At 36.0% G+C, this 17,245-nt stretch carries 14 protein-coding genes and 1 tRNA gene; 9 read left to right on the top strand and 6 right to left on the bottom strand.

What is annotated here, in order from left to right; all coding sequences use genetic code 11:
* The first annotated feature begins 8 nt into the window (after positions 1–8).
* Both F6K40_RS40575 and F6K40_RS00115 read left to right on the top strand, forming a co-directional pair.
* The gene (locus F6K40_RS40575) at positions 9–182 is read left to right on the top strand and encodes an element excision factor XisI family protein (RefSeq protein ID WP_365669653.1); all 174 of its coding nucleotides are present in this window, start codon (positions 9–11) and stop codon (positions 180–182) included.
* Positions 183–200: 18 nt separating this feature from the next.
* Entirely contained in the window at positions 201–755 is a 555-nt protein-coding gene (locus F6K40_RS00115) for a hypothetical protein (RefSeq protein WP_293129632.1), read from the top strand.
* A gap of 159 nt (positions 756–914) precedes the next feature.
* On the opposite strand, the gene F6K40_RS00110 is transcribed toward F6K40_RS00115, so the two are convergent.
* Both F6K40_RS00110 and F6K40_RS00105 read right to left on the bottom strand, forming a co-directional pair.
* Positions 915–1,577 carry a Uma2 family endonuclease gene (locus tag F6K40_RS00110; protein WP_293129629.1) on the bottom strand — a complete coding sequence of 221 codons (663 nt, stop codon included), beginning with the start codon at positions 1,575–1,577 and terminating at the stop codon, positions 915–917.
* Between the two features lie 472 nt (positions 1,578–2,049).
* Positions 2,050–2,742: a GDSL-type esterase/lipase family protein gene (locus F6K40_RS00105; RefSeq protein WP_293129627.1), complete on the bottom strand. Its 693-nt coding sequence runs from the start codon at positions 2,740–2,742 to the stop codon at positions 2,050–2,052.
* 291 nt (positions 2,743–3,033) lie between these two features.
* Between F6K40_RS00105 and F6K40_RS00100 the strand changes: the two genes are divergently transcribed.
* From F6K40_RS00100 to F6K40_RS00080, 5 genes are all read left to right on the top strand, one after another.
* Positions 3,034–3,282, top strand: coding sequence for a DNA-directed RNA polymerase subunit omega (locus F6K40_RS00100; RefSeq protein ID WP_293129625.1), 249 nt, complete (start codon positions 3,034–3,036; stop codon positions 3,280–3,282).
* A 32-nt stretch (positions 3,283–3,314) separates the two neighbouring features.
* On the top strand, positions 3,315–3,971 hold the full coding sequence (locus tag F6K40_RS00095; protein ID WP_293129623.1) for a hypothetical protein: 657 nt from the start codon (positions 3,315–3,317) through the stop codon (positions 3,969–3,971).
* Positions 3,972–4,224: 253 nt separating this feature from the next.
* Positions 4,225–4,443, top strand: a complete 219-nt coding sequence (locus F6K40_RS00090; protein WP_293129620.1) for a hypothetical protein — start codon at positions 4,225–4,227, stop codon at positions 4,441–4,443.
* 159 nt (positions 4,444–4,602) lie between these two features.
* Complete coding sequence (locus tag F6K40_RS00085; protein ID WP_293129618.1) at positions 4,603–4,968, top strand: DUF1818 family protein; 366 nt, start codon at positions 4,603–4,605, stop codon at positions 4,966–4,968.
* Between the two features lie 440 nt (positions 4,969–5,408).
* Positions 5,409–5,482 (top strand) — tRNA-Pro (locus tag F6K40_RS00080).
* Positions 5,483–6,082: 600 nt separating this feature from the next.
* Here F6K40_RS00080 and F6K40_RS00075 read toward each other — a convergent pair.
* The 4 genes from F6K40_RS00075 to F6K40_RS00060 form a co-directional block, all read right to left on the bottom strand.
* Positions 6,083–7,756 carry a mechanosensitive ion channel family protein gene (locus F6K40_RS00075; RefSeq protein ID WP_293129616.1) on the bottom strand — a complete coding sequence of 558 codons (1,674 nt, stop codon included), beginning with the start codon at positions 7,754–7,756 and terminating at the stop codon, positions 6,083–6,085.
* Positions 7,757–8,606: 850 nt separating this feature from the next.
* Entirely contained in the window at positions 8,607–9,338 is a 732-nt protein-coding gene (locus F6K40_RS00070) for a hypothetical protein (RefSeq protein ID WP_293129614.1), read from the bottom strand.
* Between the two features lie 236 nt (positions 9,339–9,574).
* Positions 9,575–10,357, bottom strand: a complete 783-nt coding sequence (locus F6K40_RS00065; RefSeq protein WP_293129611.1) for an ABC transporter permease — start codon at positions 10,355–10,357, stop codon at positions 9,575–9,577.
* 1,074 nt (positions 10,358–11,431) lie between these two features.
* A complete protein-coding gene (locus F6K40_RS00060) occupies positions 11,432–12,013 on the bottom strand; it encodes a hypothetical protein (RefSeq protein WP_293129608.1) in 582 nt (193 codons plus the stop codon).
* A gap of 1,378 nt (positions 12,014–13,391) precedes the next feature.
* Between F6K40_RS00060 and F6K40_RS00055 the strand changes: the two genes are divergently transcribed.
* Both F6K40_RS00055 and F6K40_RS00050 read left to right on the top strand, forming a co-directional pair.
* A complete protein-coding gene (locus F6K40_RS00055; RefSeq protein ID WP_293129605.1) occupies positions 13,392–13,820 on the top strand; it encodes a DUF1622 domain-containing protein in 429 nt (142 codons plus the stop codon).
* Positions 13,821–14,516: 696 nt separating this feature from the next.
* Positions 14,517–17,186 (top strand): MGH1-like glycoside hydrolase domain-containing protein, encoded by a 2,670-nt coding sequence (locus F6K40_RS00050; protein ID WP_293129602.1) that lies wholly within the window; start codon positions 14,517–14,519, stop codon positions 17,184–17,186.
* Positions 17,187–17,245 lie beyond the last annotated feature (59 nt).

The following is a 17,245-nucleotide window of genomic DNA, read 5'->3' as shown; positions in this document are numbered from 1 at the left end:
ATAAACCCATCCATCAATGTATTATACATATTGATATTGTTGAAAATTGCATTTTAATTCAGTGTAATGATACAGAAGAATCAATAGTTGCAAAGCTAACAAAAATGGGAATTGATGAAGATAGAATTAGATTAGGTTTCATACATCCTCAACATCAAGAATATATAGGAAAAGAAATCTAATAATTACAGAATAAATAAATGGCTAAAACAGTTGAATTGAATCACTATGGGGTATGGCAGTCTGGTTATATTGTACTAGCAGAAAATAATAAACAGTGTTTGTTAACTAGACACTCTCTAGATAGTTGTGGCAGAAGCAATTTATCACAACCTTTGATAGCAGAAATTACAAATACTAGACCAGATGAAGATATTAAGCTGAAAGGTTTTTTTACAACCATTGAACAATTAATTGATAATCACATAAAATCATGGCATACGGATACACTAAAGATGGTCGTCGAGTTTACCAAGACGACAGAGGAGAATGGTTTATTGAAGAGTGCGACGGTACAGTTAGACAAGCAACACCAGAAGAAATTGAGGAAGCATACGGAGATTCAAGCTAATGATATTGTAACTGTGGTTGGATGGCCAGGCAAATATCGCGTTGTCTACAACACGAGAGAATTTGCACTTGTTGAAGGTATTGATCCCAATTGTGTGCAGTCAGGGTGGAGTCATGCTCCTAACTATGGTTGGTGCAGAGACTTTAAACATTATGTAAATTTATCAAGTCTTCAATTAGTGTAGTTCGATGCCTGCCTCCCAATGACACGGAGGTCTGAACCGTATTAGCAAAAACTCCCAGTAGGGTTTAGGTTGGGATAAACAACTCCTACGAGACATGAATTTTACTGATACTACCGGATTTGCCATAACATAATTTCGTCGATCTTTGTATTGGATGTGCTACTCTTGCCTTGATTTAATTCCAGTTTGCAAAACTGCCAAAACTTGCTGCATATTTCCTGCCAACATAGCAGACACATCTAACCACAATCCCGGAAATACTACAGAACAAATTACCCCTCGTTGCTCAGGAATCAAGGAAATATAATCCCCATCGTCTAAACGAAACCAATCAATTTTTGCCTCGAACACCTGCCAGACAATGTATTCCCGTACTCCACTACGCTGATAAGCAAGTTTTTTATTCCCTAAATCTATGGTTGCACTGCTAGCAGCAATTTCCACAACCAGTTCCGGTGCCCCTTCTATATACCCTTCATCACTGAGTCTAGACTGTCCGCCACTTTCTGGGTTAATTAGTAAGACACCATCTGGTTGTAGTTCATTATCAAGATCCAAGCGAACTGTTGGTTCAATTCCCATTTGCACTTGAGGTGTGAGTGCTTGATATACTCCTAACCAAGTAATTAAACGCCCATGGGGTTCAGCGTGAGGTTGAAAACGTAACGGGGATGCCATATAAACGACTCCTTGAATTAATTCAGCTTTTTTGATTTCTGGCATCGCTTGATAACGACGCTCAAATTCTTGTCTGGTTAAGCGATCGCCATTTTCTAATGGTGGTAATTGATAATTTAAGGTATTAGGTGATGAAGATGTCATTTCAGTTATTAGTTATTAGTTATAGCGCTAGGCGCTAGGCGCTAGGGAATAGTAAAGTGTCAAAGGGTTCCAGGATTTATAAATGTCCTAATCTTTGCTTCGACTGCTATCAAAATACCTCCTACTGAACTAGGAAGGTGAAAATACTGAATTTTCTGTTTGATAAAACAGGATTGGGTTGCGCCACCCCGCCTTGATCGGCGAAATGTTTTTGGAGCATTGCTCAAATCCCCGTTAGATGCGTCAACTTCTGTACGTCGCCAATCCGACTGCTTCCCTATCTTACTTCTGAGTTCGTTAACCTCTGTAAAGGAGAAGCTTTGAGACCTGATTTTTTCGTCATAGATTGAATTAAATTTTTGAATATTGTTTAATTGTCTATTTTTGGTAATCCTAGTTTATTTATACCTGTTTGAAAACAGGAAAATTAAATAAAGAGCAAAGGTTTTCCCCTATTCCCTATTCCCTTCTTTTAGCTAGTTAATAAATTCAAAGATTCCCAGTTTAGTACATCCTCTAAAAGAGCTTGATAACCTCTGACATTAGGATGAATCCCATCATTACAAAGACGCGATCGCCACCAACTTTCCCCCCGACTTAACCATTTTTCAAACACATCTAAATAAGGTATTTGTCGCTTCAAACAAGCTAACCGAGTCGCCTCTTTATATATGTACTGGTCATCGTGACTATAATATAAACAATCCTGGAAAGGCATTTTAGCTTGGTCAACAGGAACCATTCCTACAAATATTACAGGACAAAGTTCTTTTGATGTATCTAATAACTTATCTAAAATTGTTTGAAATTTGTAAAAATCTGTATAATAACGTCCATCTGGTCTTTGGACTCTAGCAGAATCATTTACCCCAACAGAGAGAACAATAATATCTGGCTGACGATTTCTTAATTCTCCCCGATGGCGAAACTCATCTTCTAGGCGTTGTTCCACTTGTAAAACGCGGTTTCCCCGGACTCCCAAATTATATAGTACATGGCCATAACTGTCCGGTAACATCCAATGTCGTCGTAGTCTTTCTACCCATCCACCACCTTCATAATCTCCAAAACCATAAACTAAACTATCTCCTAATGCAACTATTTTTAGAGGATGATGACGGGTCTGAGAAAAGTGCTTTGAAGTCAAAGCAGGTGATATTAACATAACTAATATAAGTAATAAAAGTAAGTATAGCAGGGAACAGGGAACAGGGAACAGGGAACAGTTAGAAAAACATTTCCCAGTCTAAGGTTCATCATCAGTCCATGTCCTAAGCAACTCTTTCTCAGCTATACAAAAAATTTAGATTAATTTTAATATAATTTATTATAATTCGTTAATATTTATTAAAATATAATTCAAAATACTACATTAATCTAGATACAACAATTTTTTGACTAATGTAGTATGATCAATTAGGTAAATAGCGTGTGCTTGTTCTCTATTCTATTCCCTATGCAAAAGCAATCTAATATTAATTCGGCAGAACTAAGTCGTAGGTCTGAGGAGCTAATCAAAGCATCTTCTAATCGTTATCGAGCAGTAGTGCAAGTAGCTAATCGTGCCAAGCGTCGTCGTTATGAAGATTTTGATAATTTCGATGAGCAAGCAGTCAAACCAGTCATCCGCGCTGTATTGGAAATGTCAGATGAGTTGATGCAGCCAGAAATAATTAGTGACGTCGGGACAAATATAGACAGGTAAATTGTATAGCTAGTAGTTAGTTGAGGATAGCCATGAGCAAAAAGCAATGGCTCAAATATTTCAAGATTACTTTAATAACAGCGGTGGTTTGGGCTGGTATAGAATTTTTGTGGACTTCTTTACCAAGTACAGCACATCCTTCCACTCATTTATTAGAACATCAGTTGAAAAAAATTACAAACCAAGACAATTCTGAGTATCCAATCAAAATTGTCCAACGGCGGGTGCGACCTACGGAAGTATGGCCATTTGTATATGAAAAAATACCAGATTTGCCATTGGAAAATAATTATATATCTCAGGAAACAGGAGAAGTAAATACTGAGGATACCTTGGTATCGCGTCTAATTAGATACCATTTTTATGTCAAAGGTCGTGCCCCAAATTATCGGTTTGATTGGAAATTAACACTAGCAGATTATTTGGGAGCCAATGATTATCTACAATCATCTGTATATCCAGGGAATGATTCTTTGACAGAAAATCCAATGAATGGCGATCGCCAAGCGATTCAAAATTTAACTCGTTCCCAGAGAAATGCTTTAGTTAATAGGTTAGTAGATATTTTTGGAGGAGACCCCAACCCTCCATCTATACCAGAAGTACAACAGAGAGATAATTCTGGTCGGTCAGTTCCAAGAGCACCAGCGATTATCCAACAAGGAGGTGCAGATTTACTTAAACCTTGACTAGCTATCAGGTTTTAGCATTTAGGCATCAGCTAAAAATTAATTCCCCCGGCGGGAAGTCCCGCGCTGTAATTTTCAATTCAGCGCCGGGATGAAAGCCGGGTCTTATTTATGTGTGCTATAATTCAGCATTTCTGATACAAAAAATAGGATTGCTCTCAAAACAGGGGGAGGGCATCACCTCTGTTAAAACTGCGGTTAGGGACACCCTGACTGAAGAATCCCGCGTTGTCCATGCCCCCTAACCCCACGAGTGAAAGCTATCCCTGATCAGGAACTCCTGAAACCCTTGTGGGAGGGTGGGGAGGATGGGGAGGTGTGGGAGGAGGGGGAGGAAGAATCCCGCCTACAATCATCAAAAAAATGTCTAATTCAATACACTTTTCTGCTGAAAAAGCCGTTTATGAAGCATGAACATAACTTGTCATTAATGCCCAAGTTTTATGTTAAGAAAGATGTTTATAAAGCATAGGAGTGAAAGGGGGGAATAGAAGGGCAACGTCGGGAGTATGTCAAAGGAACAGTCCCACACTATATTTGAAAAAGCTGGTGGGGCATATCAATTGAGTTTATATCCTCTATTACATATTTAGATTAGCTGATTGCTGAGTGCTTAGTGCTACTTCAAGTTATGGAACGAATAGTTAAAAGTGGAGTTGGTTGGCGCTTAGGTTGGAACCCTCAAGCAGTAAAGTTTAAGGGTTTAGTAGGTGGGGATGATTGGTCAATAGAACTGACAGAAAGGGAACTTGATGATTTTTGTCGATTATTGGACCAGTTAACCAAAACTATTAGCAAGATGGCGGATGAGTTGATGGATGGCGAAAGAATAGTCTGTGAAGCTGAAAGTGATTTGCTATGGATGCAGGTCGAAGGTTTTCCTGAAAGTTATACTGTTCAGTTTATATTAAATGAGGAGCGTAGGGGCGAGGGAAAATGGCCTGTAGATGCTGTACCTAGTTTAGTCCAAGCAGCAGAAATGTTGAAAATTTTTTGATTAATATCATATTAGGGAGTAGGGAGTAGGCAGTAGGCAGTAGTTAGGAGAAATGGGAATTATAGAGTAGGGACGTTTTGCTGACGCTTTCGCTCCGCTAACGCTGCGCGACATGTTTGCGGAGCATTCCGTAAGGAAAACGCATTAATGCTCAAGCAACGTCCCTACAGGAAGAATTGTCCCTTGATTTTTGCCCTTATCTGCCTAAAACGTTAACTTTTTGTAGCTTTGAGTCACTCAAAAGCTGGGAATTTTTTGACGAAAAAAAGGCTAAATGCTTTATATGTCAATCCTTTGAGAGTAGAACTGCCTGCCATGATCAAAGAAACTTGATACAATATTTATGGCAATATGGTATTATTAAAAGATATGCCTTAAAATATTTTGAGCCAAATTAGTTGCTAAAATGTGATATGGCGTGATATATTAGTTAAGGTTAACGGGGCGTAGCGCAGCTTGGTAGCGCACCACTTTGGGGTAGTGGGGGTCGTGGGTTCAAATCCCGCCGCTCCGATTTAACTTTCCTAGCGGGAAGTCCCGCGCTCTCCATCCCCCCTAACCCCCCTTTCCAAGGGGGGAGGGGGAGCGTCGGGATGAAAGCCAGGGCCAGGATTCGGATACCTTCATAAGCTAAACGTTCATATGCCCAAGACACAAGCTAAGAGCATTTTGTTATTGTAAAAGTCAAAACAGGGGGAGGACATCACCTCTGTCATGCGCAGCGGTCAGGGTTTCCCAGACTGAAGAATCCCGCTTTGTCCATCCCCCCTAACCCCCCTTTGAAAGGGGGGAATAGAAGGGCAACGTCGGGAGTATGTCAATGTCTTACTTATATTCCTAGTGGACTCTTTCAGCTAAAACTGTGCAATAGATTTTTGTTTTTAGGTGTCTTTTTCTCCCCACCCGGACCACACTTCCCACCCGGACCACACTCCCTATCTAACGCACCATTTAAGATGAAACAATCCACTAGGTTTGCGGGGGGAGCTTATGTTATACCAAGGTTCTACCAAAATACGCAACAAAATCTTCAATAATGGATAATGGATAATGGATAATGGATAATTACCTCTCCCTTATTTCCCCCTACTTCCCTTTTTTCTGGAGAAGTCTATTACTCATCTTCATCCTCTTCATCATCCTCTTCATCATCCTCTTCATCCTCTTCATCCTCTTCTTCTTTATCCTCCAACTCTTCCTCTTCTAACTTGTTCATACCTTTCCAAGGAACGCGATGTGGCATTTTAATCCCTTCTTTTTCAAAGGCTTCAAATATCATTCTACGCAGATATAATTCCACATCTTCATTTTTTCCTGGCTTAACTTCTGTAGTGGTTTGAATGATTAACTGATATCTATCGAAATCCTCAACCCCATTGACTTCAGTTGCTTCGATCACATCCTCATTCTCTAGCTTTAATTGTTGCCCCACTGCTTCTATAACTTGGTAAACGTGTTCAAGATTAGTATCGTAAGCAACATTAACTGTCACTACTGCTTCACTATATCTCGAATAATTAACAATACTACCAATTTCGCCATTCCGAATAATATAGTCTTTATCGTCAAGGTGAATGCGAGTAGTTTTAAGTTCAATTGCAGTCACATAACCTTTGATATCATCTATCTCAACAAAGTCACCTACCAAGTAGTAACCTTCAAACAAATTGAATAAACCAGCTACCACATCTTCAACAATACTCTGCGCCCCCATACTCACACCTAAACCAAGAATACCAGCACCTGCAAGTATAGGAGTAGGATCGATGCCGACGACATGGAGAATAGCCATGATTGCACCAAAGTAGAGTATATATTTGAGGGTACTATCAAACAATGGCAAGAGAGTCTCTCTTCTCTTTCTGTCAATTTCATTTAACTCTTCGTCCTCACTAAGTAGGAATTTTCTAGCCAAAAGTTTGCCGACTTCTTCAATTACACGACTGGTATAAAATATGCCGACAATTTGTATAATTTTAGGGCTAATAGTTGCTAGATAGGCAATAAACTCAAGTTGCTTAAATACTAGACTTGCCATGGACAAATATATTACATATTCCAGACATCGCCTTGACAACGGGATGAGATGACTCAGACTATTATATAAATTCAGCAGTCTGCTAGGGGTAGAATATTTTTGGCTAACGGCCTCTAATGTGTCGATAATTATGATATTGGCTTTAACCAGAAGTATGCCAACTGTGATAATGACATATATTCTGACAGCAATATACATATATTGCGTAATTACTTCTGGTAGTTGGATAAATTGAGTGCATAAAGTTAGACTCAATAGCCATAGAATATTAATTAGATTAAGACTGAGAAAGTCAAAGAAGGATTCTATACTTTCATCGTTTGCTGTAACATATTCAAATTTTTTGCCGCGATCGCAAAGATTATCTATTAAACGTTGAATGTAAGGTTGGGTTGCAGCGAGTAAGAATAATAAGAACAGACTTCTGCCTGCTCCCATACCTAAATTCACCCAAAATTCTCCAGGAATATTATTAATAAATGACTTTGTGTATTCTAATAAGTTTTCTCCCTGATATATCAGCCAACTATTCAGTCCTAAGATCAGTATACCCAGTAATCCACCACCTATGGTTAATGCAGTCCGAGTATTCTTTTGGATATTCTCCATTGTGATTTTAATTTTCTTGCTGGAAACAGCCTTGATTAGTTGTTTTAAAATTTGTTGAACTAACCAATTAACGGCAAGAAAAATCAAGAGTAGTAGACCAATTTCTGCGATAATAACTAAAAAGTTTTGTACTGCCAGCATTTTCTCAATTTCCTATCATAATCATACGCTTTTTCATTCCTTGAAAATCAGAGGTTATTGAACTGATTTTTGGGTCACAAATAAAATAAATCAAATAATAATTTTACACTGCTGAAATTGTTATTTATTCAAATTTTGCTCCTCATATATTTTTAACTTTTACTTTTAAACTATGTTCAATAATTAATAATTAACAATTAATAATTAATAATTACCTCTTCTGTAATAGAAGGATTGGTCAAAAGGAATTTTTTCGTTTTTTCCCCTTGAAAAGATAGGCTTTAGACCTTAATTTTTCGGTAAATATTCAGCTATCAGCTATTAGCTATTGCTGAAAAAAACTGTAGGGGTTTGGTCTCCAAACCCATTAATGCTGAACGCTTACTAATGTTTAGGAAAAATTATATTCTACTATCAATGATAAATTATATAGTCATCCTAAATGATTTGTGAAAAAAACTGTAGGGGTTTGGTCTCCAAACCTATTGGTACTGATAACTGATAAGTGAAAAAGTAAGCTCCTTTAACCGAATAAAGAACTATTCATTATTTGCGCTCTAACTGACAATTTTTTGAATTCAAAATTCAAAATTCAAAGTTCAAAAATTTTGGTTTATTCCTTAATTTCAATAATTGTTTCTGTTTAATTAAGAGTTCAAGCCTCGTTCTTTAGAACGAAAAAATTAAAAATATTCTCCTTATTTAAAATTATTTCAAACTTTTGACTTTAGGCAGAGGTTATAATGCAAGAATTCATAATTTTTAATTTTGAATTGATTTGACTGCTAAGAGCTGAATGGTTATAAGCTATATGAAATAGCATAGTTTAATACTGATTATTAATTCTCAATTAATTTGACTCTTTTTGTCTTTCTAATCTAGTAGTAACTGCCTGATAGTTAATTCGGTAGAGGTCTAATTTTTCCACTGCTTCGGGAGCTACAAAAGCATCTTGAGGTATTTCTTGAAGTAAACTAATAGCTTCTTGCCATTTACCTTGAGCTTCTTGCCAAACCTCTGTGGGATGAGGTGGATTTTGCACAATTACACTTGCTTCTATGGCTAACTTTTGAGCAGCAACTAACTTGGAAGTAGCAGTTTTTTCCAGGATTAGTTGTTCTCGAAGATTCTGATAATCTTGACGGTAAGTTTGCAGGAGTTTATTAGCTTCTTTTTTAACAGTAGTACCTTTAGGAATTTCTTCTAATAATTTAATTGATTCTAATAACTCTGTTTCTGCTTCTTCCCAAGTAGCTAAAGATAGTGGGGGATATTTAATTGTTCTCTTAGATTCCAAAGATAGTCTTTTTGCTTCTTTGATATCTGCTTCTGCTTGTTGTTGTTCCAAAAGAGCTTTTTCTTCTGGAGAAACAATAACTATGTTTTGACTTGCTTGTAAGGCATATACTACTATTCCTACCTCTACCATGAGAATAGATATTAACAAGATAATTAAGGATTTCTGGGAAAATATATTTTTTTCAGAAACCTGTTCTTCTTTTTGTTCTGTATTTATTTGGTTGAGTAATTCTTGAGAATCTAAACTTTTCTCAAGTTCACTTAAAAGTCGATCTGGTTCCATAGCTAAATGGTAATCAGTTATTAGTTATCAGTTATTAATTATTAGTACCTTCTACTTAGTTAGGAGGTAATAAATTCAGTTATCAGTTATCAGTTATCAGTACCTTCTACTGAATTAGGAGGCAAGAAAATCCGAAACTTCCTTCCATCTGGTTTCTCCCCACACTTCCCACACTTCCCACCCTTCCCACCCTTCCCACATTTCCCACCCTCCCCACTTCCCCATCTCCCTATTCCCTAACTAGAAGCACTTGTATAATAGCGCAAAGCCAGTCGCCAAAATTGAATAGAAGCAAAAAATAATCCACCTGCTAAAATCAAAGAACCCAATATCCAACTACCTCCAACTCTACCTAATATGGCTTGAGCTGGTACAGTAGTCAAAAATGCCACTGGTACAAGAAAAGTAAAAAAGAAACGATAAGCAGTAGGGTAAGCTACCATTGGATATCGTCCTGCTTCTAATAAACTTCTGAGGACTTCTGTTACATTGTAAATCTTGACAAACCAAATACTGGTAGATCCCAACATAAACCAGAGACTATAAAGAATAATTATCCCACAGACCAGTGGTACTATACTAAATAAATAATCGACAAATCCTAAACCTAGTTTACTACCAGCATATCCTAACAGCAATCCACCAAAAATTACATCTGGTATTCCCCAGGGAGATACTGTACGAGTAGAAAGCCAAAATTGACTACTAATAGGTTTGAGGAGGACAAAATCTAGAGTACCTTGTTGTACTTGTTCCACAATTCGATTCAAATTAGGAATCAAAAAAATTGCTGAAAGACCCTGTAAAATAGTAAAAATTGCTAGGATAATTAAAGCTTCTTCCCAATTCCAACCTTCAAATTTGTAGCCTGTTCTATAAAATAGAAATAAACCAAATAAGCTACCAAATAAACTTCCTATACTACTAATAGCTGCAATAATAAAATTGAAACGGTATTCCAATTCAGCAGCGATCGCTGCACTCCAAAACAATTTTAGTGTTTGTAGGTATCGTTCCATTTTGATTTAATTTCACTCTTTAATTTACCGAAAAATTGGTCTAAAGCTTTGTATTTCTAGGGCAACTTTTTGATTGATTAGGTAGTGCCGTCTCAAGCTTGAAAATGTGGGTTAAAAAACCTAACCCCCCAACCCCCTTCCCTGCAAGGGAAGGGGGAGTTTTCTCCCCTCTCCTGCGAGGAGAGGAGTGGGGGGAGAGGTTTTCGCTCGTTGCTTGCTTCTAAACCACAATTTTAGTCTTGACACGCTAGTAGGAGGGAATAGGAAAATAAATGTCGGGTTTGAAGACCAAACCCCTACAAATTCACCTTTTAATAAATGTCATTAGATATCTCCAGAAAAGAGGGAGCACTTAACACTTAATTGGGGAGAGTAATTGATAACTTATGGATAATAATTGATTTTATTTTGTATTTTTGGAGAAGTCTATTAGAACTATTTAAGTAATATTATGTCTGGATCAGAGCGTCATAAACAAAGTTTTTGTTTGTAGTTTTGATTGAGCAATAACTATAGAAGTAGCTAGAGAAAAACTAAGCGCTCTAATTACCGCACATGATATAAGTAGGTAAAATTCAACGTCAAATAATTGCAGCGAGTAAGTTTTCCTCACTCATGGCAGAATTCTGTAGAGGAAATTAACAAATTTCTCCTACACTTAATTTTTTTTATGACTTGAAAAGTAAAATTGTTAAGTGGAAAAAGAAGAAAGAATTTTGATGAGAAGCTTGTTCAACAATTAATAATGAATAATGAATAATGAATAATTACCTCTCCTTGAAAAGAAGAGGATTGACTAATCATGAAAATTTTTATTTATTATCCCCTATCCAAGGGGAGGCTTTAAACCAAAATTTTTCGGTAATTAGATAAAATAGTTATTCACAATAAATACCATCAATATATTTGTGTGCTTCCTTTCTTACCAAATAATTAATAATTAAATCATTAAATAATTCAGCTTTGTTAACCTCCCCTTTTAAGCGTCAATCCTCTCCCTAAAAGGGAGAGGTAATTATCAATTATCAATTATCCATTATCCATTAATGAATTCTTCCTCCTTCCTTTTAATTACTAACTTGAAGTTAAAAGTACAAAATCAGTTACTTTACCTCCGCTATAGCTCCGCCAATGTTCTGATACTTGAAAAAAAGCTTCATTATACTGAGTTTGATTCATAATTCTGAAAGTTTCTGAAGGATAATTTTTCTCTTGGGGAGGTTGATTTTTTCTGATATTAGCAACTAAGTTTTCCATAAATTGATACCCATCACAAAAAGCATTTGGTGGCTCACCCATTTCTCCGTGACTATAAGCTTTTCCAGCAAGATAAATTATATTGTGATAAAAAGAATGTGAGTCCATTTTATCTATATGCCTGCGTAATTTTAAAGGTGATGGGGCGATTAAATAGACATCTTCACAATCAGGTTCAGCATACATTAATTCATCCCAATTTCTATAAGATTGTAGTGTTTCTCCTGACTCTAATTCATAACCTAAAGCAAACTGCATTTCATCTAACAAATCTGGCTCCCAAGAATTTTGAGATATTCGTTCGAGCCAATAGTGAATAATATTATAAAATTCCATGTCTGGCAAGGAAAGTAATGCGTCTTTGACGGCATCAGTGTGTAATTTTGTTTTGATTTTCATGGTTTTACCTCCTTTTTTTGTTTGTTTGATAGACTTTGATTTAGTTTAGTTAGTTAGCTTTTCTAAAGGAAATCTCCTTCAGGATTAAGTATAAATATTTGGCAATATTCTACTTGTATAGGAAGTAGAAAATGATGATTTTACTTCCTTCTATAAGACTGAGTTATGCTTTGGATATCCCGTCTCTAATACTGAGGAACGTCCTTTTAGTCCGGCCTCTTATTTTTCTTAGTCTTTTGGTTTTAGACAATGACTATTTATTTTGTCGATCCCTATCAATAATGATATGGTTTAGATATAATTCTCTAGTAGGTGGGTAAATTGTATAAGCAATTATACTTTTGCTACAATTTTCAATACTCCTCCGGTTGGTAGTCCATCAACATATTTTGTGTTTAGGGTCGGACTTCAGAGAAGATTATTTATATGCCAAAACTATTAATATAGTATATAAACAAATTTTTGTAAATCCAAGTTTTGGCTATTTATATCAGTTTTTAATTTTTAATTATAAGATTATAGAATGACTGGGATATCAAGAGCGATCGCCTACTATGTAAACAAACAAAGATTTTGGGACAAGACAGGATAGATATAGAATCCACCTTGGTAGTCCTGCTCGTGTAATGGTATACACCGAATGCCGAATACCTGTAACGAATAATTAATAATTAATAATTAATAATTAAATAATTAACCTTTAAAGTCTCCCCAATAAAGGGGAAAAAGCGGTGGAGGGATGGATGGGTTACCGGCGCCAGATCCAATCACCAAATTGAGAAATAAATTTTCTCCGTAAAAGGGAGAAGTAATTATCCATTATCCATGAATGAAGATGCACCACCACCTGTATCTTTAAGGAAGTCAGAAGTTATAAATCAGAATTAAATCGTTCAGTAAAATACTTATAATTAGTTTTGTTGTTGTGCTTTAGCGCTTCAAATATGTCTAGTAGACTGACACACCTTAAACGGTGCAATAAGTGTAGGTTGGGTTGAGGAACCCGTTAGCGGAGCTGATCCGCAGGATAAACCCAACAACAATCTTCCCCTCCTGGGAGGGGTTATATCATGTCCGGTTGAATAGTTATAAATAAAAATGGAGGAGTAATGAGTAATGAGTAATGAGTAATGAGTCAGGAGGGAAGAAGAGGGAAATTTAAGCTATAAAGAAGAGAAAGTTTTTTTATCACTAATTATCCGGACATGATATTAGGGGTGGATGCCGTACGGACGTTTAGCGTTCCGCATAACTCCGTTAACGCTCAGCGACATGGAATAGGAGCATGACCTTAGGAAAACGCATTAATGCTCAAGCAAAGTCCCTACCCTATTACTATTTCCTATTCCCTATTCCCTAGTGCTATAAAGAAATAATAATGGTTTCTATTTATTTAATATCTATGATCATCAAACAGGATTTTATCTATTTTCATCTAGCCACAAATTTCATAGAATTAACTGAATATTTTCTAGATAAATTTGTGTTAATCCTGAAGATTTTTATTGAAGCAATTGCTGTTTTTCTTATTGCTTTTGCGGTGCTAAAAGCACTAGCACAAATGTGGAAAAGGCGAAAAAATAGGAAACTTTTTGCATCCGAAGGAACAGTCAGACTTGAATTAGGTATTTCCTTAGTTTTAGCTTTAGAATTTCTGTTAGCTGCTGATATAGTAGGCACTGCTATATCTCCTAGTTGGAGTGATATTGGAAAGTTAGCTGCAATTTCTGGAATTCGTACTTTTCTTAACTTTTTTCTCGAAAAGGAAGTAAAAGAGTTACAACAAAACAATCACTCTGATGAATAATATTTAATATCATCTCAAAATATTAGTTCAGCAATTAATAATTAGCAAATATCTGTCCTGTAATATACCAATTTTATAAATGTTTGCTATATTGTCTTGAGTAGGGGAGTAGGTAGTTGCATACAACGTCCGTACGAGAAAAGCAAACATAAAAATAATTAACAATAACTGATTAATAGGGTGCATCTCATTATATGCAAAAATACTTTTTTCCTATTCCCAATTAAGTGTTCCCAGTTAAGTGTTCCCTAGTAGGGGAGTGGGGGAGTAGGGGAGAAGTAAACATAAAAATAATTAACAATAACTGATTAATAGGGTGCATCTCACTATATGCAAAAATACTTTTTTCTTATTCCAAATTAAGTGTTCCCAGTTAAGTGTTTCCTAAAACCGATAAAAGATTTTGTAGGAAATTTATATTTAAGTAAAAAGATAAATTACGATACAAAAAAGTATACTAAATATATTCATTCTGACTCCTGACTACTGACTCCTGACTCCTAAAAAAACCTTAGCTATTTGTAGCAAAAATTTATCAAAATAGTATAATTTTGCGATTCGATTATTGTATAACCGGATTTTATTACTTAATTTTTTGGAGACAACATAAGGACAAAAAGGATTATTCTGTTACAGATATTTGAGGACAGTTCTAGTAATATTGAGATTGCCAACTATTCCAAGGTCTCAATTATTATGAATACTCAAAACAACAATATATTTACTCAAGAAGAACAAAGACTAGAAGCAAACCTCAACCATAAAGCATACTGGCGACGTTGGGGACCTTATTTGAGTGAGAGACAATGGGGAACAGTACGCGAAGACTATAGCGCAGATGGTTCCGCTTGGGATTATTTTTCCCACGAACAATCTCATTATCGTGCTTATAGATGGGGAGAAGATGGGATTTGTGGTATTTCGGATAATCATCAACGATTGTGTTTCGCGATCGCTCTCTGGAATGGCGAAGACTCTATGTTAAAGGAACGACTTTTTGGTGTAACAGGTAGTCAAGGAAATCATGGTGAAGATGTTAAAGAGTATTATTTCTATTTAGATAATACTCCGAGTCATAGTTACATGAAAGCACTTTATAAATATCCGCAAAAAGCTTTTCCTTATGCTGAATTATTAACAGAAAATCAACAGCGCGATCGTAAGTCTTTAGAATACGAATTGCTGGAAACTGGAATATTTGCCGAAAATCGTTATTTTGATGTTTTTGTTGAATATGCTAAAGCTACAGCAGAAGATATTCTAATTAAAATTACAGTAAATAATTTAGCTCCAGAAACTAAGACGTTACACTTATTACCGACTCTTTGGTTTAGAAATACTTGGTCTTGGAATGACAACTCAAAGAAACCTATTCTCAAAAAAATTAATCCTGGTCTCATTGAAGCAGATCACCCTGCTTTAGGCAAAAGGTGGCTGTATTTTCCTGAAACTATGGAACTATTTTTTACCGAAAACGAAACAAATAGACAACGCTTATCTGGAGAAGAAAATACTTCCCCTTATGTCAAAGACGGCATCAATAATTATTTAGTAAACGGTCAAAAAGATGCCATTAATCCAAATATGTATGGAACAAAATTTTCCCCATATTACACCTTAGAAATAGGAGCTGGTGAAACTCAAACTATTAAATTGAGACTTGCTAACTCTCCAGAAATTAGACAACCATTAGATACCGAATTTGACGAGATTTTTCAAACCAGAATTAAAGAAGCAGATGAATTTTATCAGCGTCTTTATCCCTGTAAAATGAAGGATGAATGGCAAAATATTCAGCGTCAAGCTTTTGCCGGATTATTGTGGACAAAACAATATTATCATTATGTTATAGAAGATTGGCTAAAAGGCGATTTAACTCAACCAAAAGTATCAGAAAATCGGAAAAATATTAGAAATTATGGATGGGTTCATCTGTTTAATGATGACATAATTTCTATGCCCGATAAATGGGAATATCCCTGGTATGCCGTTTGGGATTTAGCCTTTCATACCATACCTTTAGCAATCATTGATCCTGATTTTGCTAAACGTCAATTAGACCTAATTACTAGGGAATGGTATATGCACCCCAACGGTCAATTACCAGCTTATGAATGGAATTTTAGTGATGTAAATCCTCCCGTTCATGCTTGGGGAACTTGGCGAGTTTATCAGATAGAAAAAGAAGTTTATGGTCGTCAGGATAGAAAGTTTCTCGAAAGAGTATTTCAAAAACTTTTACTCAATTTTACTTGGTGGGTAAATCAGAAAGATGTTGAAGGAAATAATATTTTTGAAGGAGGCTTTTTAGGATTAGATAATATTGGAGTATTTGACCGGAGTTCTGAACTACCAACAGGAGGACATATTGAACAATCAGACGGTACAAGTTGGATGGCAATGTTCTGTTTGGATATGTTAAGAATAGCTCTCGAACTTGCTCTCGAAAATGATGTTTATGAAGATATTGCCAGTAAGTTTTTTGAGCATTTCTTATATATTGTTGATGCGATGAATCATTTAGGTCCTGATGAAACTCAACTTTGGGATGAAACGGATAATTTTTATTATGATGTTTTGCATCAACCAAACAAAGAAGATGTACATCTAAAAGTTCGTTCTATCGTAGGATTAATTCCATTATTTGCCGTAGCAATTATTGACTCAGAAACTTTGAAAAAATTACCGAAATTCCAGAAACGAGTCAACTGGTTTATGACAAATCGAATCGACCTTAGTGCCAATATTGCTTGTATGGAAACTTGCGGAATTGACTCAGAACGTTTACTAGCAATTGTTAGTCCGGAAAGGTTGAAAATTATCCTAGAAAAAATGTTAGATGAAAATGAATTTTTCAGCGATTATGGCATTCGTTCTTTATCTCGTTGCCACGCCGAAAATCCCTATATTTTTAATGCTAATGGTGAAGAATATAGAGTTGATTATGAACCTGCCGAATCTACCAGTGCAATGTTTGGAGGAAACTCTAATTGGCGCGGTCCGATCTGGTTTCCAATTAATTATTTAATGATCGAATCTCTGCAAAGATTTCATAACTATTTAGGTGATGATTTCCAGATAGAATGTCCGACAGGTTCGGGTCAGATGATGAATTTGTTGGAAGTATCATTAGAAATTCAAGCGAGACTAATTAAAATTTTCCTCAAGGATAAAAATGGAAAACGTCCGGTTTATGGAGATACGAAAATATTCCAAAATGACCCTCATTGGCAAGATTTAATTCTGTTTTATGAATATTTTCATGGTGATAATGGTGCCGGTTTAGGTGCGAGTCATCAGACTGGTTGGACTGGTTTAGTGGCGAAATTGATTCAGCAACGGAGTCAGTATAGTTGTGAAATTTAGTTTTGTTGGGGTTTGATATTAAATCCCTGTAGGGGTTTGGTCTCCAAACCCCTAATATT

Origin of the sequence: Okeania sp. SIO3I5, assembly GCF_010672085.1 — a bacterium.
Lineage (GTDB): Bacteria > Cyanobacteriota > Cyanobacteriia > Cyanobacteriales > Microcoleaceae > Trichodesmium.
The sequence above is the reverse complement of the archived record's forward strand: the minus strand, read 5'-3'. Positions and strand labels throughout refer to the sequence as shown.

Coding starts and splice junctions, on each gene's coding strand:
- F6K40_RS00085 (WP_293129618.1), top strand. CDS start 4,603: ATGGAACGAATAGTTAAAAGTGGAGTTGGTTGGCGCTTAGGTTGGAAC.
- F6K40_RS00075 (WP_293129616.1), bottom strand. CDS start 7,756: ATGCTGGCAGTACAAAACTTTTTAGTTATTATCGCAGAAATTGGTCTA.
- F6K40_RS00055 (WP_293129605.1), top strand. CDS start 13,392: ATGGTTTCTATTTATTTAATATCTATGATCATCAAACAGGATTTTATC.
- F6K40_RS00050 (WP_293129602.1), top strand. CDS start 14,517: ATGAATACTCAAAACAACAATATATTTACTCAAGAAGAACAAAGACTA.
- F6K40_RS00070 (WP_293129614.1), bottom strand. CDS start 9,338: ATGGAACCAGATCGACTTTTAAGTGAACTTGAGAAAAGTTTAGATTCT.
- F6K40_RS00100 (WP_293129625.1), top strand. CDS start 3,034: ATGCAAAAGCAATCTAATATTAATTCGGCAGAACTAAGTCGTAGGTCT.
- F6K40_RS00065 (WP_293129611.1), bottom strand. CDS start 10,357: ATGGAACGATACCTACAAACACTAAAATTGTTTTGGAGTGCAGCGATC.
- F6K40_RS00105 (WP_293129627.1), bottom strand. CDS start 2,742: ATGTTAATATCACCTGCTTTGACTTCAAAGCACTTTTCTCAGACCCGT.
- F6K40_RS00060 (WP_293129608.1), bottom strand. CDS start 12,013: ATGAAAATCAAAACAAAATTACACACTGATGCCGTCAAAGACGCATTA.
- F6K40_RS00115 (WP_293129632.1), top strand. CDS start 201: ATGGCTAAAACAGTTGAATTGAATCACTATGGGGTATGGCAGTCTGGT.
- F6K40_RS00095 (WP_293129623.1), top strand. CDS start 3,315: ATGAGCAAAAAGCAATGGCTCAAATATTTCAAGATTACTTTAATAACA.
- F6K40_RS00110 (WP_293129629.1), bottom strand. CDS start 1,577: ATGACATCTTCATCACCTAATACCTTAAATTATCAATTACCACCATTA.